General features: G+C 73.0%; 16 protein-coding genes. 8 read left to right on the forward strand and 8 right to left on the reverse strand.

Annotated features, from left to right (window positions below; all coding sequences use genetic code 11):
• Positions 1 to 31 precede the first annotated feature (31 nt).
• Together ACF09K_RS30795 and ACF09K_RS30800 are read right to left on the reverse strand one after the other, a co-directional pair.
• Positions 32 to 910 carry an esterase/lipase family protein gene (locus tag ACF09K_RS30795; RefSeq protein ID WP_392248603.1) on the reverse strand — a complete coding sequence of 293 codons (879 nt, stop codon included), beginning with the start codon at positions 908 to 910 and terminating at the stop codon, positions 32 to 34.
• Positions 911 to 1,081: 171 nt separating this feature from the next.
• On the reverse strand, positions 1,082 to 1,525 hold the full coding sequence (locus ACF09K_RS30800) for a MarR family winged helix-turn-helix transcriptional regulator (protein WP_392248604.1): 444 nt from the start codon (positions 1,523 to 1,525) through the stop codon (positions 1,082 to 1,084).
• A 98-nt stretch (positions 1,526 to 1,623) separates the two neighbouring features.
• Here ACF09K_RS30800 and ACF09K_RS30805 point away from each other — a divergent pair, with 98 nt between their 5' ends.
• From ACF09K_RS30805 to ACF09K_RS30825, 5 genes are all read left to right on the forward strand, one after another.
• Positions 1,624 to 1,998, forward strand: coding sequence for a cupin domain-containing protein (locus ACF09K_RS30805; protein WP_392248605.1), 375 nt, complete (start codon positions 1,624 to 1,626; stop codon positions 1,996 to 1,998).
• Between the two features lie 633 nt (positions 1,999 to 2,631).
• Positions 2,632 to 2,967, forward strand: a complete 336-nt coding sequence (locus tag ACF09K_RS30810; RefSeq protein ID WP_392248606.1) for a PadR family transcriptional regulator — start codon at positions 2,632 to 2,634, stop codon at positions 2,965 to 2,967.
• 65 nt (positions 2,968 to 3,032) lie between these two features.
• Positions 3,033 to 3,851: a hypothetical protein gene (locus tag ACF09K_RS30815; protein ID WP_392248607.1), complete on the forward strand. Its 819-nt coding sequence runs from the start codon at positions 3,033 to 3,035 to the stop codon at positions 3,849 to 3,851.
• A 282-nt stretch (positions 3,852 to 4,133) separates the two neighbouring features.
• On the forward strand, positions 4,134 to 5,090 hold the full coding sequence (locus ACF09K_RS30820; RefSeq protein ID WP_392248608.1) for a DUF4184 family protein: 957 nt from the start codon (positions 4,134 to 4,136) through the stop codon (positions 5,088 to 5,090).
• Between the two features lie 488 nt (positions 5,091 to 5,578).
• Positions 5,579 to 6,616: a DUF3533 domain-containing protein gene (locus tag ACF09K_RS30825; protein WP_392248609.1), complete on the forward strand. Its 1,038-nt coding sequence runs from the start codon at positions 5,579 to 5,581 to the stop codon at positions 6,614 to 6,616.
• A 137-nt stretch (positions 6,617 to 6,753) separates the two neighbouring features.
• Here the strand turns inward: ACF09K_RS30825 and ACF09K_RS30830 are convergent, their stop codons facing one another.
• The 3 genes from ACF09K_RS30830 to ACF09K_RS30840 form a co-directional block, all read right to left on the reverse strand.
• A complete protein-coding gene (locus tag ACF09K_RS30830) occupies positions 6,754 to 7,800 on the reverse strand; it encodes a S1 family peptidase (RefSeq protein WP_392248652.1) in 1,047 nt (348 codons plus the stop codon).
• 414 nt (positions 7,801 to 8,214) lie between these two features.
• A complete protein-coding gene (locus ACF09K_RS30835) occupies positions 8,215 to 9,120 on the reverse strand; it encodes a S1 family peptidase (protein WP_392248610.1) in 906 nt (301 codons plus the stop codon).
• Between the two features lie 611 nt (positions 9,121 to 9,731).
• The gene (locus ACF09K_RS30840; protein ID WP_392248611.1) at positions 9,732 to 10,901 is read right to left on the reverse strand and encodes a DUF5685 family protein; all 1,170 of its coding nucleotides are present in this window, start codon (positions 10,899 to 10,901) and stop codon (positions 9,732 to 9,734) included.
• 367 nt (positions 10,902 to 11,268) lie between these two features.
• Between ACF09K_RS30840 and ACF09K_RS30845 the strand changes: the two genes are divergently transcribed.
• Complete coding sequence (locus ACF09K_RS30845) at positions 11,269 to 11,706, forward strand: cell division protein SepF (protein ID WP_392248612.1); 438 nt, start codon at positions 11,269 to 11,271, stop codon at positions 11,704 to 11,706.
• A gap of 36 nt (positions 11,707 to 11,742) precedes the next feature.
• On the opposite strand, the gene ACF09K_RS30850 is transcribed toward ACF09K_RS30845, so the two are convergent.
• Both ACF09K_RS30850 and ACF09K_RS30855 read right to left on the reverse strand, forming a co-directional pair.
• Entirely contained in the window at positions 11,743 to 12,966 is a 1,224-nt protein-coding gene (locus ACF09K_RS30850; RefSeq protein ID WP_392248613.1) for an acyl-CoA dehydrogenase family protein, read from the reverse strand.
• A 142-nt stretch (positions 12,967 to 13,108) separates the two neighbouring features.
• Positions 13,109 to 14,704 carry an MFS transporter gene (locus tag ACF09K_RS30855; protein ID WP_392248614.1) on the reverse strand — a complete coding sequence of 532 codons (1,596 nt, stop codon included), beginning with the start codon at positions 14,702 to 14,704 and terminating at the stop codon, positions 13,109 to 13,111.
• 257 nt (positions 14,705 to 14,961) lie between these two features.
• Here ACF09K_RS30855 and ACF09K_RS30860 point away from each other — a divergent pair, with 257 nt between their 5' ends.
• Both ACF09K_RS30860 and ACF09K_RS30865 read left to right on the forward strand, forming a co-directional pair.
• Complete coding sequence (locus ACF09K_RS30860) at positions 14,962 to 16,128, forward strand: glycosyltransferase family 39 protein (protein ID WP_392248615.1); 1,167 nt, start codon at positions 14,962 to 14,964, stop codon at positions 16,126 to 16,128.
• 238 nt (positions 16,129 to 16,366) lie between these two features.
• Complete coding sequence (locus ACF09K_RS30865; RefSeq protein ID WP_392248616.1) at positions 16,367 to 17,392, forward strand: phosphatase PAP2 family protein; 1,026 nt, start codon at positions 16,367 to 16,369, stop codon at positions 17,390 to 17,392.
• Between the two features lie 46 nt (positions 17,393 to 17,438).
• Here the strand turns inward: ACF09K_RS30865 and ACF09K_RS30870 are convergent, their stop codons facing one another.
• Positions 17,439 to 17,654, reverse strand: a complete 216-nt coding sequence (locus ACF09K_RS30870) for an I78 family peptidase inhibitor (protein ID WP_392248617.1) — start codon at positions 17,652 to 17,654, stop codon at positions 17,439 to 17,441.
• Between the last annotated feature and the right edge of the window lie 196 nt (positions 17,655 to 17,850).

Here is a 17,850-nt window from a genome sequence, read left to right on the forward strand (position 1 = left end):
GGCCGGCCGGGCCCCGGCGGCACCACCTCCGTCAGCCGAGGACGGACGCGCAGGTGGTGGGGGTGGCGTGGGCCGGGTCGAGCGCGTTGGCCACCTCGTGGAAGACGATCCGGTCGGTCAGGGCGAGCAGCACGTGCTCGGAGAGATCGAGCGGGCAGAGGTCCTGGACGAGGACGTTCCTGACGTTCGGCCCGCTCAGGAACTGCGTCCGGTACGGCGTCACCACCTCGTCGTACCGGCTCGCGATGACGGTGTAGCGGACGCCGGGGACGGTGTCGCCGCCCTCGTTCAGTCTCGTCATGAAGTCGGAGCCGGCGATCTGCTGGGCGAGGGCCGGGGTGGCGGCGGTGAGGAGGTCCTCGGCGCCGGGGAAGTAGGGCAGCAGGCCGGTCAGTCCGGCGAGGGTGGTGCCGTGGCTGCTGGGGGCGATGCCGACGAGGGCGTTCACCTTGGCGGCTCCGCCGAGGAACTTGAGGTAGTGGCGGGGCATCATGCCGCCCTGCGAGTGGCCGACGAGGTCGGTCTCGGCGGCGCCGGTCGCGGCGAGGACCCGGTCGACGTAACCGGACAGCTGGTGTGCCGACCTGTCGACGGGGCCGAGTCCGTGGAAGAGGGGGACGCCGGGCAACTGGCCGTAGTCGAGGGAGAAGACGCAGTACCCGCGGTGCTTGAGGTACGGCGCGAGGCCGAGCCAGTTGTCGACGGAGTTGCCGAAGGTGCCGTGGACGAGGACGACGGGGCGGGGGTGGGCGGCGGAGGGCACGCAGTCGTAGTCGTTCCACCCTCCCCGGCCCGAGGCGGTGGTGGCGGCGTGGGCGGTGCTCGCGGCCGTGGCGGCGGGGACGGCGGTGGCCGCGATCGCCAGCAGCAGGGCGGTGAGCGGTCCGAGCAGGCGTTTCCAGGGCAGCATCGCGTGATCTCCTCGCGGCTCATGGGAGGTTCGACGGCCTTGCGCCTGGTGATCCGGATCACGAGGATGCTGTTCACCCGTCAAGTTACGGGCGAGTAGGTGAAGTGTGAAGTTACGCGTCGGTAAAAAGTTCCGGCGGCGGTCGACGGCGGCGGGGCGCCTGACGCCGGGTCACCAGGCGGGCCGGAGCGGGCCGGAGGGGGCGATCCGCCCCAGGCGGTCGCACAGCAGGCGCACCTCGTCCTCCCCGAGGACCTCGGCCCAGGCCCGTACGGCGTCGGCGGCGGCCTCCTCCGCGGCGCGGGTGCAGTCCCGGCCGCGTTCGGTGAGGACGATCAGCCGGGCCCGCGCGTCCACGGGGTGCGGCCGCCGCTCGACGTAGCCCTTGCGGACCAGTTCGTCGACGAACTGGCTGGCGGCCTGCTTGGTCACCCCGAGGTGCGCGGCCAGCTCGGTGACGGTCGCCCCGTCCGGCGCGAGCCGCGCGAAGGCGAAGCCGTGGGCGGGCCGCCCCTCGAAGCCGCGCGCCTCCACGCCGTCGTTGATGCGCCGCGTGAGATCACCGGCGGCGGCGAGCAGGGCGGCGGTCAGGGCGAGGGCTTCGGAGTTCTGCACGTCCGCATTCAAACACCCTTGACGTTTCGGTCAAGCAGCTTGACTATAAAGGCGACCCGTTCAGTCAAGCAGCTTGACCATATTCCGAGGGGACACCCATGCCGTTCGTCCGTTCCTCCGATGCCGTGACGCACGAGATCCACGGCGCCCGCTTCGTCTCGTACGCGACTCCCGGCACCGGCAGCAAGGAGCTGGCCGCCTGGCGGGGCGAGATCCCGCCGGGGACCGAGGCCCCCGCGCACACCGTCAGCCGGGAGGAGATCCTCCACGTGCTCGTCGGCGAGCTGGCCCTCACGCTCGACGGCCGCACCGAACGGGTCGGTGCGGGCGACACCGTGATCGTCAACGCCGGGTCGACCCTGAGCGTGGAGAACCCCACGGACCACACCGCGCTCACCTGGGTCACCACCTCCGTCGGCCTGACGGCGGAACTGGCCGACGGAACCCTGCTCACTCCCCCGTGGGCGAACTGACCCCGACGGCGAAGGCCTCGGTGTCGGACACCCCGACGCCGAACACCCCGACGCCGAACGCCCTGACGCCGAACGCCGCGGCGGCGAACACCCCGGAGCGGACCGGCTCCGGGGGCGGCCCACCCGGTTGCGGCCCGCGTCGTCGCGGCGGTCCTCCGGTACGGGGACGCGCCGTGGGGTGCCTTCAACGAGCGGCGAACGAGGTGACAAGCAACCCGCCAGTAGCTTTCGGATCGAAGGCCGGCCCCCGCGCAGTCGATATGGCGAGGGGGCCGAGTGGTGTGCGCTGGCGTCCAGGACGCGGCCGACTCGGGGTCGGTGGGGGCGGGGACCGCGAGGCCGACGGCACGGACCTGCCCCGGCTTGAAGATCTCGTCGAGCAGCGAGTCGAGGCTGACGTTGCCCGGATGCGCCTTGATGTCCGCCGGCGCTGCCGTACACCGGGCGCGGAAATCCGGGAACCGCTCCGGCCCGGTGGTCGAGCCAGGTAGGAGCCGCCCGGACGGGGGCCGTCGCGTCCCGGCGCCTGGAGCATACGGTCCGTGTCCGGGCCTCGGCAGCGGCAGGCCGGGCATCTGCGGGTGCCGCGGGTGCCGCCCGCCGAAGGTCCGTCGGGCGGAATACTCTGTCGGCATGAGCGAACGAGGAATGCAGGAGCTGGCCCTGCTGCTGCTGACGGCGCTGGCGAATGCCCCTCGGCACGGGTACGCCATCGCCCAGGAGGTCAAGACCATCACCGACGGCCGAGTGGCGCCGCGTACCGGGGCGCTCTACGGGGCGCTGGACAGGCTGCTGTCGGATGGTTTGATCCGGGTGGAGCGTGAGGAGGTGGTGGGCGGCCGGGCTCGTCGTGTCTTCGCTCTTGCTCCCGCCGGGCGGGAACGGCTGGAGGCGGAGGCGGAGCGGCTGGCCGCGACCGCCCGGGAGGTCAGGCGGCGTCTGGCCGACGGCGCGGCGGCGTCGGCGTGAGCGATCGCCTTGTCCGTCTGTATCCGGCTGCATACCGGGCTGCTCACGGGCAGGAAATCATCGACGTGCACCGGGAGATGACGGCGGACATGCCGCGTCCGGCCCGGCTGCGCGCGGACGCCGATCTGGTCGCGCACGCCCTGCGGGTCCGGCTGGGGCTTGACTCGGCGTCGTCTGCGGGGCGCTTCTTCGCCCTGGCTGCCCCGTTCGCACTGGCGGCTGGTGCGGTGGACAGCGGGCTGCATCTGACGCGCTGGTACGCCGGGCTTGTTCTCTCGCCGGCCCCGGTACGGGTACAGCTCTCCACCGTGGATGGTGCGTGGAGCCTGTACATGCTGCTCTCACTGCTGGTGTGCGTCGGCGCGGTCATCGCCCTGACCGGCCGGTGGGGGCCGGGGGTGGGGGTGGCGGTGTGCGGGCTGCTGGGGACGGCCGTGCAGTGGGCCGCCGGTGCTCGCGTGTACGGCGATGGGGCCATTGCTCCGGTCGCGGCGTTGCTGACCGTCGCCGTCGTCCTCGCCTGCCCTCTGGACCGCCGCGGTGACAGGCGGCTGTCGGCGGCGGCCGGAGCCATGGCTGCCGCGGGGTGGTTTCCCGTCGTCGTCGTGAATGCAGGGACCTATACAGGGGTTTTCGGTGTGACCACGGACTACGGCGCCTGGCCGATGCTGGTCCTCGCCTTCACGGGGGCCGTCCTCGCCCTGCGCGCGCGTTCCTCGGGTCTGCGCGAGATGGGCGCGATGGCCGTGGCCTCTCCGCCGCTGGTCGCCTACTCCTACGCGACTGTCTGGGGCGATCCCTGGCCCGTCCTCGGCACCCTTCTCCCGCTGTCGGTCGTGGCCGCGCTCACCGCGTCCTTCCAGGCAGTGCGCCGCCGACGCTGACCCCGCCTTTGCTTTCCGGCCGGCCGGCCGGCCGCCCGCCAGCGGGCGGCCGGCTTTGCCGTGCCGGCCATGTGTCTTGCCTGACGGCTTCCACGCCGGCAGCACACCGTGCCCCGAGCACGTTGCCATAGTCCGTTGAGATGAATAGTCTGCTCGAGGTTCTATCCGGGAGTGTTGTCCGGGCCGGCCGTGCGATCTCGGGTGCCCCCGGTGAAAGGGCGCCCGCAGCGTGACGTGCAGCGGCCCCCGCCCGGTCCCTTCCGAGCAGAGAAGAGCATCGGGTTGCCGTTCACCTTGTCCCACCCCGCAGCAGTGCTGCCGCTGATGCGTCGGCCCTTCGTTCCAGCGGCTCTGGTCGCGGGTGCCACGGCACCCGACGTCCCGTACTTCCTGGACGCCCTCGGCGTGTCCGAGACCAGCCCCCAGGACTGGTACGGGCCGCTCCTCAACGCCACGCAGACCCACTCGCTCGGTGTGGGCCTGGTGGTCGGTCCGCCCCTTGCCATCGGCCTGGTCGCCGCCTACCGGATGCTGCGCGCGCCGATCACAGCACTGCTCCCGTCCGGCCTCCGCCTTCCGGAACCCGAGCGGACAACCGGCCTGCCGGCCAAGGTCCGCCACACCATGTGGCTCCTGGTCTCCGCCCTGATCGGTATCGCCTCCCACCTCGCGTGGGACTCCTTCACCCACGGCGACGGCTTCCTGGTCACCCACGTGCAGTCGCTGCGCGCCCCGGCCCTGGGAGGCCTGACGGCCGCCCGGCTGCTGCAGTACGCGAGCACCGCCTTCGGCCTGGCGGCCGTCGGCTGGCATCTTTGGCTGCGTCGGGACCGTCTGCGCACCCACGTCGGCACCGACACCGTTGCCCGCCCGGGTCCCGTCATGCGGTGGAGCGTGGTGACTCTGCTGGTTGCGGCACCCGTGCTGGGCGGCGCCGTCAACAGCCGTGACGACTTCAACGCCTACCGCTATGCGACCGAAGTGGACTACAGCCAACCGACCACCGTCGACCTGGGCGACGGCGCGAGCGAGACCACCTATCCCTCCAGGACGGTCCAAGCTCCGTGGGGGACCCTCGCCGAAGGCGTGTTGACCGGAGCCGCCAAGAGAGCGGGCGCTTCGTTCACGGTCGCATTGCTGCTGTACTCCGCCACCTGGCAGATCGGCGCCATGTCGCGCCGGCCGGCGACGGTGTCCAGCCCCGCCCCTTCGCCGCAACCGGCTCAGCACGGGAAGTGACGGCGCTCGGCAGACGGGTGTCCGCGCCCTGACCGCCGAGGTGCCTGGTTCAGCCCCGGCGACGGGCGGCGGGGTCGCGCTACGCGACGTGCCGGGCGACCGCGTCGACGCCGGGGCGTACCGCTCCAGGGAACGCACGGAGGCGTGCCGGGAACGAGCCGGCAGCATCGGTGTGGAGGTTCCCGTCCTCGGCGTCGTGCGTGAGCACGGGATGCCGCGGCCGGTGCAAGGTCCAGCCGTTGTCCACCGCTTTGGGTCCCACCCTCGAGCCGGCGACCGACCGCCACATCGACCACGGAGAGCTACTTGTCACTTCGTTCGCCACTCGTCAACGGCGCCCCGTCGTACCCGCTGCAGCCGCTCCGCGCGTCCCCGGTGCCGGGCAGGATCGCGGCCGGTTCCGGGTGCCTGGCCCCCGGACGCGCGTACGGCATCCGTTCGGTCGCCTCCCGCCTGCGCGGGCGTCCTCGAAGCCGGACGGTGGGGACATGGCACAGACCGTCGGCGCACCCCCTCCCGACCGTTCCCTCCTCGCCGAGGTGGAGGACGCGGTCACTCCGCGCGCCACCCTGCTGGTCGTCGGCGTACTCGCCCTGCACCTGCTCTTCATCGCCTCCTACGTGGGCGCCCTGCACGACCCGCGCCCCAGGGACGTGCCCTTCGGGGTCGTCGCGCCCCGGGCCGTGGCCGAGCGGACGGTGACCCGGCTGGCGGGGCTCCCGGGCCGGCCGCTGGACCCGCGGGCGGTGGCCGACCGGGCGACGGCCCGGCAGCAGATCCTGCACCGGAAGACCGACGGCGCGCTCCTCGTCGACCCGGCCGGCACCACCGACACCCTCCTGGTCGCCACCGGGGGCGGCCGGGTGCTGGCCACCACCCTGGAGACGCTCACCACCCGCGTGGAGAGGTCCGAGGGCCGCACGGTACGGACCGTCGACGTGGCCCCGGCCGGGACCGGCGACGCGAACGGACTGTCGTCCTTCTACGTGACCGTGGGCTGGTGCGTGGGCGGCTACCTCTGCGCGTCGATCATGACGATCAGTGCGGGCGCCGCCCGTTCCACGCCGCGACGGGCGGCGATCCGGCTCGCCGCCATGATCCCCGTCGCGCTCCTCGGCGGACTCGGCGGCGCCCTGATCGCCGGGCCGGTCCTGGACGCGCTGCCCGGCAGCTTCCCGGCCCTCTGGGGGCTCGGCACCCTGGTCGTCTTCGCGGTGGGCGCGGCCACCCTCGCCTGTCAGGCCGTCTTCGGGCTCGCCGGCATCGGCCTGGCCATCCTGCTCGTGGTGATCCTGGGCAACCCGAGCGCGGGCGGCGCCCTCCCGGCCCCGCTGCTGCCGCCCTTCTGGAAGGCGATCGGCCCGGCCCTGCCGCCGGGCGCGGGCACCTGGGCGGCGCGGTCGATCGCCTACTTCGAGGGCAACGCCCTGACGTCCGCCCTGCTGGTCCTGTCGGCGTGGGCGGTCGCCGGAACCGCGATCACCCTGCTGGCGACGGCCCTGCGCACCCGGCGCACCGGCCCCTGAGGCGTCGGTACGGCGCGGAAGTCCCGCCCCCGCTCATCGCGTGGGGCGGGACTTCCGCGGGCCGGTCGGACCGGGGGCCGGGGGCCGGGCCGAGAGGTGAGGGCCGGGCCGGGCCGGAGGCCGGAGGCCCGGAGGTGTCAGCCGATCCGGGTGCCCGTCGCCGACAGCGCCTCCGTGACCGGCTGGAAGAACGTCTCCCCGCCCGAGGTGCAGTCGCCGCTGCCGCCGGAGGTGAGGCCGATCGCGCTGGAGCCCGCGAAGAGGGAGCCGCCGCTGTCGCCCGGCTCGGCGCAGACGTCGGTCTGGACGAGGCCGTCGACGATGTCGCCGTTGCCGTAGTTCACGGTGGCGTCCAGACCGGTGACCGTGCCGTCGTGCACCTGGGTCGTCGAGCCGCTGCGGGTGACCTTCATGCCGACGGTGGCCTCGGCGGCGCCGGTGATCGCCCGGGCCGAGCCGTCGTAGAGGTTCACCTCGCTCGGGTGGTCGACCTCGGCCGTGTACTTGACCAGGCCGTAGTCGTCGCCGGGGAAGCTGGAGGTCTCGTTGGTGCCGATCTCCGCACCGGAGGAGTCCGACCAGGTCGAGACGGACTCGGTGCAGTGGCCGGCGGTCAGGAAGTAGGGCTCGCCGCCCTTGACCACGTTGAAGCCGAGCGAGCAGCGCCCGCCACCGCCGGTGATCGCGTCGCCGCCCGCCACGAAGGGTGTGAACTCCCCCTTCGTGCGGCGGAGTTCGGCCTTTCCGCCGAGTCCCTCGACGACCTCGGTGAGCTTGTCCCACTCGGCTGCGGAGACCGTGCGGTCGGCGGTGACGACCACCTTGTTGCTGGTCGGGTCCGTCACCCAGGCGGTGCCCGGGACGGTCGCGTCCTCCTTGAGCGTCGCGCGGGCGCCGGTCAGTTCGGCGAGGGAGTTCCGGACGAGTCTGGCCCTGGCGCCGGCCGCCTCGACGGTCTTCGCGGCGGCCTCGTCGACCACGTTCACCACGAGGTTCTTGCTCCGCGCGTCGTAGTAGAGCCCGGCCGCGTCGGCGCCGAGGTCGGCGCGCAGCGTCGAGCCGAGCTTTCCGGCCGCGAGGGCGGAGAGCGGCCGGGGCTCGGGGGCGACCGGGGCCTCACTGGCGTTCGCGGTCTGGAAGGTGACACCCGCGGCGACGAGAGCGGCGATGCCCGCTCCGGCCATGACGGCCCGTCGCCCGGGTATGCGTCGGTGCTTCAACTCGGGTCCTCCTGTGGGGGGACGGGCCGGACGGCAGTGGGGGCCGTCCGGCCCGGAAGGCTGGGTTGACGGGCGCTCACTCTTCCGAACCGCACAGGGAGCACACAAGGTCGAACCGAGGACGCGCACAGGGTGAACACCGCGCGCCCTTACCGCCTTCACCACCCCGGGACCGGTCCGAGGGCCTGCTCGGGCCGCGTCAGAAGTGGTTCGCATCGCAAACACCAGCCGTCCCGCGGTCTCCCGCGGACGAGCGGGAGCCCCCGCACGCGGTGGGCGTGCGGGGGCTCCCCCGTGGTCGGCCGAAGGCCGTACGCCCGGGTGTCCGGGTGTCCGGGTGTCCGGGTGTCCGGGCGTACGGGCGTACGGATGTCCGGGCTAGAAGACGCTGACGCCGTACGCGTTCAGCGCCTCCACCACGGGCTGGAAGAACGTCGTGCCGCCGGAGGTGCAGTTGCCGCTGCCGCCGGAGGTCAGGCCGTAGGCCACGCCGTTGCTGCCGTAGAGCGAGCCGCCGGAGTCGCCGCCCTCGGCGCAGACGTTGGTCTGGATCATGCCGTAGACGACGTCGCCGCCACCGTAGTTGACGGTCGCGTTGAGCGCGGTGACCCGTCCGCTGTGGGTGCCGGTGGTCGAGCCGTCACGGTAGACGGTGGTGCCCACGGTCGGGGTGGCCGCGCGGGTGATGTCCACCCCGCCGGCGGTGCCCGACTTGGTGACCGAGGTGTTGGTGTACCGGACGATGCCGTAGTCGTTCGTCGGGAAGCTGGAGCCCGCCGTGGTGCCGAGCGTCGTGGTGTGCGACGAGTTGGACCACCACGTGCCGGCGCCGTCGGTGCAGTGCCCGGCCGTCAGGAAGTAGTAGTTGCCCGCGCTGTCACGGACGTTGAAGCCGAGGGAGCAGCGCCAGCTACTCGCATAGATGGCGTCGCCGCCCTGGATGTACTTCTGGAACTTGCCCTCGGTCCGCTTGATCGTCAGGGCGTCGGCGTTGCCGCCCGCCTGCTGCTTGATCTTCGCGATCTCGGCCTGGGACACCGTGCTGTCGACGGTGACGACGAGCCGGTTGGTCTTGCTGTCGACCGCCCAGGCGGTGCCCGGGACGTCGGCCTTGAGCACCGCGCTGCCGGCGCTCTTGAGTTCGGCGGCGCTGAAGGGGGTGGAGTCCGCGGCGCTCGCGTGGGGGATCGCGACGGCGGCAGCGGCCACGAGACCGGTGGTGACGGCGATCAGCCGGGTGCGTCTCGTGATGCCGTTGGTGGGGGTGGTGCGCTTGATCCTCACGTTTCGTTCCCTCCCAGGGGAAATCGGGGGCCCGCGTGGGGTCGGGGCCCGTGAGGCGCAGTCAAGGACCGTGGGGTGTCCGGATTACGAACAAGCCATGCCCCTGACAAGCGCTGAGGGGGAGTATTCGGTTGAACGGCCGCCCGGCGCAAGGGCACCTTTCGGCCGTCGCTCCTTGAACCACCGGTGCGAGCCGGACCCCCGCCACCCGCCCGGAGCACCTCCCGCCGCACCGCACGGAGCACCCTGTTGCAGAGCAACTCGCTTCGTATGCAAGGGTGTCGAGGCTTCGGTGCCGACGCCACGGGCACCACTCCCCCCTCTTCGGCCACCCGCACCGGGGGGTGTCCGGAATCCGCCCCTCCGGCACCTCACGCCGGCCCTCCCGCACCCCGGCCGAGCGGCCGGCCTGCCGGGGTCGAGCCGGCCGCGCTCGGCGAGCCGGACCGGCTCGGGACCGGGGTCGGCGTCGTCCGCCCCCGGCGGGTCGACGGCGGCGGGTCGACGGCGGCGGCCGGATGCGGCAGCCTTCGCCCGGACGGCCGGACCGACCGGAGAACGAGCGGAGAACGAGCGGAGAACGGCCCAGGACCGACCGGAGGACGAGCGGTTCAGCAGTCGCAGCAGCAGCCGTCGCAGCAGCAGCCGTCCCCGCAGTTCCCGCAGCAGTCACAGCAGTCGCAGCAGTCCGAGCAGCTCTCGCCGCGATGGCACAGGCCTTCCCTGGGCTCCCGCGTCCACGGGTCGTCGTACGTGCCGCAGCACATCTGGCAGGTGCAGGCGAGGCCGGACCACACCAGGCACCCGGCGAGCAGACCGCGCCGGTCGCGGTGCGGCGGGGGCGGCGGGCTGCCGGGGCCGGACGGGGCGTAGGGGTTGCCGGGCGGCGGCCCGTACTGCTCCGGTGCGTGCGTGTGTCCGCACGAGGCGGTGCCGAAGGCCCGGTCCACGGAGGTGCGCAGCTCGTGCACGAGCAGCGCGTGAGCGAGCCCGGCGTCCGTGAACTCGGCGTCGCGCAGCGCCAGCCGGATCCCGTGCACGGCGTCGTCCGCGAGCCGCCGCGCCTCCGTGAGGGAGGTCCCGGTGGCCGTGAGCGGGTTCCAGGCGCCGGACGCGGCGTCGCTCCCCCGGTCCTCGACGGCGTCCAGCAGGTGTGCGAGCCGGCCGAAGAGGCGGCCGGCCTCGGCGAGCGGTTCGGCGTTGCCGGGCCGGCCCGCCAGGACCGCGGTGTGGGCGAAGGCGGCGGCGGTGGCCGTCTCGGTCGGCTCGGTGACGGTCAGCAACGGCGTGCCGGGCCCGGCGAGCGCCTCGATGCCGACCTGCCGGTCCACGGCGTCCACCAGGACGGCCGTGTCGAAGCCGACGGCGGAGCCGCCGCGCGCGCCCGCCCGCCCCCAGCTCGCGGCCACCCGGCGCGCGGCCAGGGCGACCGGGCGGCGCGCCAGCAGTCCGTCCCCGTCGGCGACGTGGTCGCGCACCTTGGCGGCGGCCAGCACCAGCGAGACCGCCGCCGCGAGCCGGGCCCCCTCGCCCTGCGCGACGGACGCGGAGCGCATGCCGCGCAGCGGACAGGGCCCGGCCGTGCGCCGCGTGCCCTCGGGCCGTTCGGCCTGAGCCTCCGTCAGGACGGAGACGAGCAGGCCGTCGTAGTTGGTGACGATCCGCGCGAACTGTCCGTGATCGCGCCGCAGGGCGAGGCAGAGCCCGCACAAGTGCGCCATCCACTGGACCTTGAGTCCCTCACCGAGCCGGTGCCGGCACGGCCTGACGATCCCGAACATGTCCGTCCCCCGTGGTGTGTCCCGTGATGTGCGTCGGTCCCCGCGGCGTCGAGCCACCGGAAGGACCGCCGTCGGCCGCCGTCGGCCGCCGCATCGTACCGGCCGCCCGTCACGCGGGAACGGCACGCCCGGTTCACCCGTCCGCTCCGCCGCTCACCCGTCCGCCATGAAGAATCATATTTCACTCACAGTCAGCAGCCGTATGAGTCGCGACCCTTGGGGCACTTGGACTCTCGACGGATCGACTGTGCACCAGTAGCGTCACAAACCCCCCGCGCGGCGTCTATCCACTTGGCGCGACATCCGCATCATGGACGACCATGGGGAATGCGGAAAGCAAGAATGACCGCTGTGAGAGGAGGCGTCCATGGGATCGGTACGCAAGGCGAGTGCCTGGCTTGGCCTCGTCGACGACAACGATGACGAGCGTTACTACGACGACGACTATTCCGAGGGGACCGACCCCGGGGACGCCTGGGTCACCGACCCGCGGGTGAAGGTCGCCACGGACACGGCCCAGGAGAGGGGCCGCCGGATCGGCACCGTGACCCCGGACAGCTTCCGGGACGCGCGGGCGATCGGCGAGCTGTTCCGCGAGGGCGTCCCGGTCATCATGAACCTCACGGCCATGGAGGCCGCCGACGCCAAGCGCGTGGTGGACTTCGCGGCCGGGCTGATCTTCGGTCTGCGCGGTTCGATCGAGCGGGTGTCGACCCGGGTGTTCCTGCTCAGCCCCGCCAACACCGAGATCGTCAGCGGCGACCCGGCCGCGCGCCGCGCGGACGGCTTCTTCAACCAGAGCTGAGGCAGGGCCGCTCGCCGGCCCTGCCCCCTCCCGGGGTCAGCGGAAGGCGTCGAGTCCGGTGAGCGCCTTGCCCAGCACGAGCTGGTGCATCTCGACGGTGCCCTCGTAGGTCAGCACCGACTCGAGGTTGGTCGCGTGCCGCATGACGGGGTACTCGAGGGAGATCCCGTTGGCCCCGAGGATCGTCCGCGCCGTACGGCAGATCTCGATCGCCTCCCGCACGTTGTTGAGCTTGCCGAAGCTGACCTGTTCGGGCCGCAGACGGCCGGCGTCCATGCGCCGCCCCAGGTGGTGGGCGAGCAGGATGCCCTTGTGCAGTTCGACCGCCATGTCGGCGAGCTTGGCCTGGGTGAGCTGGAACCCGCCGATGGGCCGCCCGAACTGCTCCCGCGACTTCGCGTAGTCGACGGCGGTCTCGAAACTGGCCCGCGCCGCCCCCATGGCGCCCCACACGATCCCGTACCGGGCGTGGGACAGACAGCTGAGCGGGCCCTTGAGCCCGACGACCTCCGGCAGCACGGCGTCGGCGGGCAGCCGTACGTCGTCCAGCACGAGTTCGCTGGTGACGCTGGCCCGCAGGGACCACTTGTGCTTGATCTCGGGCGCGGAGAACCCGGGGGTGTCGGTGGGCACGACGAAGCCCCGGATGCCGTCCCCGGTCTGCGCCCACACCACGGCGACGCCCGCGACCGACCCGTTGGTGATCCACATCTTGCGCCCGTTCAGGACCCAGTCGGAACCGTCCCTCCTGGCGTGGGTCCGCATGCCGGCGGGGTCCGAACCGTGGTCGGGCTCGGTCAGCCCGAAGCAGCCGATGACCTCACCGGCGGCCATGCGCGGCAGCCAGGCCCGCTTCTGCTCCTCGCTGCCGAAGCGGTGGACGGCGTACATGGCGAGGGAGCCCTGGACGGAGACGAGCGAGCGGATCCCGGAGTCGGCGGCCTCCAGCTCCAGGCAGGCCAGCCCGTACTGCACGTGGGTGGCACCGGCGCACCCGTAGCCCGTGAGGGACATGCCGAGGGCCCCGATCCCGCCCAGCTCCCTCGCCAGTTCCCGGATCCGGGGCAGCTCGCCCGTCTCGTACCACTCGGCGACGTACGGCAGCACCCGGTCGGCGGCCCAGGAGCGCACGGTGTCCCGCACGGCGAGGTCCTCGTCGTCCAGGAGGTCGTCGATCCCGAGGGGGTCGGACGGGTCGAAAGGAGGCGGCACGGACGCCGAGGACGCCGAGGACGACAAGGACGACGAGAACGCCGACATGATTCCCTCCGAAACCTGAAAACTAGCACCGCTAGTCACGCGACTCCCCGACGTTACGACGCCCGGCGGACCCCGTCCAGCCCCCGCCCCACGCGCCCCGCCGGTGATCGCCGCGGGCGGCGCGCGGGCGGGAGGGCGGCCGTCAGGCCGGCACCCGCGGCTGTTCGGCCTCCCGGGGCGAGGGCACCCGCACCGCGGGGGCCTCGCACTGCATCACCCGCGGCAGCCGCAGCGCCATGACCGCGCCCAGCAGCAACAGCCCCGCGCTCACCAGCAGCGTCACGTGCAGGCCGTGCACGAAACAGTCCCGCGCCGTCTGCCGCAGGAGCTCCCCGGCGGGCCCGCCGAGCCGTCCGGCGACCTCGTACGCCTCGCCCAGCGAGTTCCCCGCCGCGGCCGACGCCGCGGCCGGCACCCCCGGCACCGACGACAGACCCGGCGCGTAGGCCGCGTTCATCACGCTGCCCAGCAGCGCGATCCCGATCCCGGCCCCCAGCTGGTACGACGTCTCGCCGATCGCCGCCGCCCCGCCCGCCTGCTCCGGCGGCGCCTCGCTCAGCATCGACTCGTACGCCCCGAACAGCGTCGTCTCCAGCCCGAACCCGAGCAGCAGGAAGCCGACCAGCAGCAGCGCCGGATTGTCCGCCCCGCCCATCGCGGTCAGGGTGACGACCGCGGCGGCGGTGAGGCAGAACCCGGCGCACACCATCCGCCGCGGCCCGAACCGCCGCAGCAGCCGCGCCCCGGCGAGCCCCGCGGCCATCGCCGCGAAGGTCAGCGGCAGCAGGCGCAGCCCCGTCTCCAGCGGGGACAGGTCCAGCACCAGCTGGAGGTACTGCGCCGCGATCAGTTCCAGACCCACCAGCGCCAGCATCGCCAGCACGATGCACCCCACCGCCGTACCGAACGCGGGCCGCGCGAACATGCGCAGGTCCACCAGCGGATGCGCACGCCGCCGCTGGCGGCGCACGAACAGCACGATCAGCAGTGCGCCGACGGCCAGCGCCAGCAGGGTGAGCGGGCCCAGTTCGCCGCTGCCCAGCCGCTTGACGCCCAGGACGGCGCCGAACAGTCCGGCGGCGGCCGTCAGCGCGCCCACGACGTCCCACGGCCCCTCCCCGGGGCCCTTGGACTCGGGCAGCAGCAGCCGGCCCACCGGCAGGCCGACCAGCATCAGGGGGATGTTGACGAGGAAGACCGAGCCCCACCAGAAGTGCTCCAGCAGGAAGCCGCCGAGCAGCGGCCCGACCGCCGCGCCGACCGCGGCGACGGCGCTCCAGATGCCGATGGCGAGCGCCCGCTCCCGCCGGTCGGGGAAGACCTGGCGCAGGATGGACAGCGTCGCGGGCATGATCATCGCGCCGCCGACGCCGAGCAGCGCCCGCGCGAGGACGAGCACCTCGCCGCTCCCGGCGAACGCCGCGAGCGCGGAGGCCGCGCCGAACAGCGTGTAACCGAGCAGCAGCACCCTTCTGCGGCCGACCCTGTCGCCGAGCGTGCCGAACAGGATCAGCAGCGAGGCGCAGACCAGGGGATAGGTGTCGACGATCCAGAGCAGTTCGATCGCGCCGGGCCGCAGGTCCTCGGTGACGGCGGGCACCGCCACGTGCAGCACGGTCGCATCGACGGCGACCAGGAGCAGGCTGACGCACAGGACCACCAGCACGACCCAGCGGTTGGCACCGGCCCCGGCCGCCCGACGGCGCCACCGAACGGCGGCCGTGGTCGTCCCGGACATGAACGTACCTCCCAGAGTTCCCTCGGTTCGGCGGGCTCGCGGGGCGGGGACTCCCCGGGGCTCGGCCGGAGAGGAGCGGTGGTCCCCGGCCCGCGCGACGAACGACGAGTGACACGCAGCGTACGCGAGTTCGCGCGTCGGCCACGTGGCGGACCTCTCACAGTCCCCGGCCGAACATGTGGCGTACGCCACTCGCCTCACGGCCCGTCGCACCCCGGCGCACCCTCCGTTTCCGGGTGCCTCCGATAATCGCCCTCGTGACCGATCTCGAGACCCGGGTGGCGCCGCCCGCCTCCCCGACCCTGCGCCGGGCGGCCCCCGCCCTCCTGGGGTACGCGGCCGTGCGCGCGCTGGGGCTGATCTCGCTGGCCGTGTGGAGCGCCGCGCGGGACAAGAGCGCGTACACCCTGCTGACGGCCCGCTGGGACTCCCTGTGGTACACCCGGGTCGCCGAACTGGGGTACGGCTACGAGGTGCGGCTGCCCAACGGCGACGTCCACTCCAACCTCGCCTTCTTCCCGCTGCTGCCGTGGCTGGCGCGCCTGCTGCGGGAGCTGACGCCGCTGTCGTACGCCGACGCCGGTCTCGCCGTCTCCCTGCTCTCCTCGCTCGCCGCGGCCTGGGGGATCTTCGCGGTCGCCGACCGTCTGTACGGGCGCCGGGCCGGGGTGTGCGCGGTGCTGCTGTGGGCGGTGCTGCCGGTCGGGATCGTGCAGTCGATGGCGTACAGCGAGTCGCTGTTCACCGCGCTGGCCGCCTGGTCGCTGTACGCGGTGCTCACCGGCCGCTGGGTGACCGCCGGTCTGCTGGCGTCGCTCGCCGGGCTGACCCGCCCGGTGGGGATCGCCGTGGTGGCGGCGGTGTGGACGGCGGGCGTGGTCTCGTTCGGGCGAGAGCGGAGCGGGGCGGACGCGCCGGGCGCGCGCGTCGCCCCGCGCGCCCTGGGTCTCCTCCTCGCTCCCCTGGGCGCCGCCGGGTACGTCCTGTGGGTCGGCCACCGCACCGGGAAGGGTCCGCTCGGCTATCTCGACGTCCAGGCGGGCTGGCGCAACGGTTTCGACGGCGGTCACGCCTTCGCCCTGTTCGTCATCGGCAAGTTCACGTCCGTCCCGTCGGCCTTCGCCGGTCTCGCCCTGGTCGTCGGCGTCGCCCTGCTGGTCCTGCTCCACGTCGCCGGCGTGCGCGCCCGTCAGCCCCTCCCGCTGCTGGTCCACACGGGGGTCGTCCTGGTGCTCGCGCTGTGCGCCTCGAGCTACTTCGGCTCGAAGCCGCGTCTGCTGCTGCCCGCCTTCCCCCTGCTGTTCCCCCTCGCCACGGCCCTCGCGCGGCTGCGGCCCCGGCGGTCGGCCCTGGTCCTCGGCGGTGTGGCGGTGGCGTCGGCCGTGTACGGCGCGTGGTGGCTGAACGGCTCCGGTCCGCCCTGAGCCGCCCCGGCGGGCGGATGAGCGGACGGGGAATGGCGGCCGTGCATTCGGTGAACGCATTCATAAGTAATCCAAAACCACTCCCCGGAATGATCAAAAGAATTGCGGGGAGCACGCTTCGGGGATTGCGGATTCCCGTCGAATATCCGCCCTTCTGAGAGCAATCCCACATCACATCGTCATCACAAAGCCGTGGATTCGGCGGGGAACTGCGCTCACTCGCTGTAACGTCGATTGGGTGCGTACCGAACGAAACCTCACCCGTCTGGACCGGGTGTTCGCAAGGCTCGACCGTGAGCCGGAACGACCGGCCCACCTCGACGTGCCGCAGATGAGCAGGCACCGGGTCGCGCTGTTCTCGGCGACCCTGGCCTTCTACCTGGCCATCGTGTGGCTCGTGGTGACCACCTCGTGGCTGGTCCGCCTCGACTGGCAGGTCATGTTCTTCCGGCCGTACCAGCAGTGGTCGGAGATCCACTGGTTCGTGGACTACTACGTGGTCCTCGGCCAGCGCGGACCCACCGCCGTCATGGTCTGCGCCTGGCTCGGCTGGAGATCCTGGCGCCAGCACACCCTGCGGCCCCTGCTCACGCTCGGCACGTCGCTGCTGCTGCTGAACCTCACCGTCGGTGCCGCCAAGATCGGCATGGGCCGCCTCGGACCGCACTACGCCACCGCCATCGGCTCGAACGAGATGGGCCTGGGCGGCGATATATTTCCCAGCGGTCACACCGCCAACGCGGTCGTGACCTGGGGAATCCTGGCCTATCTGGCCTCCACCCCACGAGCCCGCCGCTGGCTGTCCGCGCTCTCCGCGGTGACCTCGCTCGGTGTCGGCCTGGCCACCGTCTACCTCGGTACGCACTGGCTGAGCGACGTGATCCTCGGCTGGGCCGCGGGCCTGCTGATCCTGCTGGCACTGCCCGCGTTCGAGCCGCTGATCGCCCGCACCGAGGCCGGGATCTTCACCCTGCGCGACCGTCTGCGCGACCGCCGCGCGAGGACGGCACCCGTCACGGCGCCGGTGCCGGTGCCCGTGCCGCTCGCGCAGCGCGCCCCGGCCGTCCGGCCGGACGGGATCACCGCGGCCCGCGAGACGACGGCCCGTCCGCCCAGGACGCCGGTCTACCTCGCCCCCGGGCCGCACACGACCCGCGCGGAGCGCGCCCCGGTCACCCCGGCCGGCAGCCGGCGCCCGCCGCACGCGGACCGGCTTCCGCACGGCCAGGGCAACCCGGCCGCCCGCCCCCTGAGCGGTAGCTGAGCCGGCGCGGGGCCCACCGGTGCGCACACACCGGGCCCCTGCCGGCTCAGCCCTTCCAGGCCCGCGTCACCCGCCCGTCGCGCACCTCGAAGTTCAGTCGGCCCACGCGGTACTCCATGGTGATGATCGTCCCGGGCGCCAGCGAACGCACCGCCGACCACCCCCGCTCACGGGCGAGCCGCTCGGCCCGGCCGCTCTCGAGGCCGACGTATCCGTCCGGACTGTCCTGGGGCTCCGCCGGCGGAGTGGGAATGGGTTCCATGGCCGCAACGCTAGGCCGGGTCCGCCGTTCCGGGAACCCCGGACGGGAGATGTGGATCACTACGGTCACACTTCTGTCACAGGACCACGACGCGGGTTTCCGTACGACTCCCTCACCCGAACGGGCGGTTTCGTAAGCCTTCCGCACCTATTCGGTGGCCATTTCCGCGTGTCGTACCGACCCCTTCTCCTGACCG

This window comes from Streptomyces sp. NPDC014882 (genome assembly GCF_043081325.1).
Lineage (GTDB): Bacteria > Actinomycetota > Actinomycetes > Streptomycetales > Streptomycetaceae > Streptomyces.

What these genes read in the sequence shown, in the direction of transcription:
- ACF09K_RS30795 (WP_392248603.1), bottom strand. Translation starts at nt 910, where the DNA reads ATGCTGCCCTGGAAACGCCTGCTCGGACCGCTCACCGCCCTGCTGCTG.
- ACF09K_RS30805 (WP_392248605.1), top strand. Translation starts at nt 1,624, where the DNA reads ATGCCGTTCGTCCGTTCCTCCGATGCCGTGACGCACGAGATCCACGGC.
- ACF09K_RS30810 (WP_392248606.1), top strand. Translation starts at nt 2,632, where the DNA reads ATGAGCGAACGAGGAATGCAGGAGCTGGCCCTGCTGCTGCTGACGGCG.
- ACF09K_RS30825 (WP_392248609.1), top strand. Translation starts at nt 5,579, where the DNA reads ATGGCACAGACCGTCGGCGCACCCCCTCCCGACCGTTCCCTCCTCGCC.
- ACF09K_RS30830 (WP_392248652.1), bottom strand. Translation starts at nt 7,800, where the DNA reads ATGGCCGGAGCGGGCATCGCCGCTCTCGTCGCCGCGGGTGTCACCTTC.
- ACF09K_RS30840 (WP_392248611.1), bottom strand. Translation starts at nt 10,901, where the DNA reads ATGTTCGGGATCGTCAGGCCGTGCCGGCACCGGCTCGGTGAGGGACTC.
- ACF09K_RS30845 (WP_392248612.1), top strand. Translation starts at nt 11,269, where the DNA reads ATGGGATCGGTACGCAAGGCGAGTGCCTGGCTTGGCCTCGTCGACGAC.
- ACF09K_RS30850 (WP_392248613.1), bottom strand. Translation starts at nt 12,966, where the DNA reads ATGTCGGCGTTCTCGTCGTCCTTGTCGTCCTCGGCGTCCTCGGCGTCC.
- ACF09K_RS30855 (WP_392248614.1), bottom strand. Translation starts at nt 14,704, where the DNA reads ATGTCCGGGACGACCACGGCCGCCGTTCGGTGGCGCCGTCGGGCGGCC.
- ACF09K_RS30870 (WP_392248617.1), bottom strand. Translation starts at nt 17,654, where the DNA reads ATGGAACCCATTCCCACTCCGCCGGCGGAGCCCCAGGACAGTCCGGAC.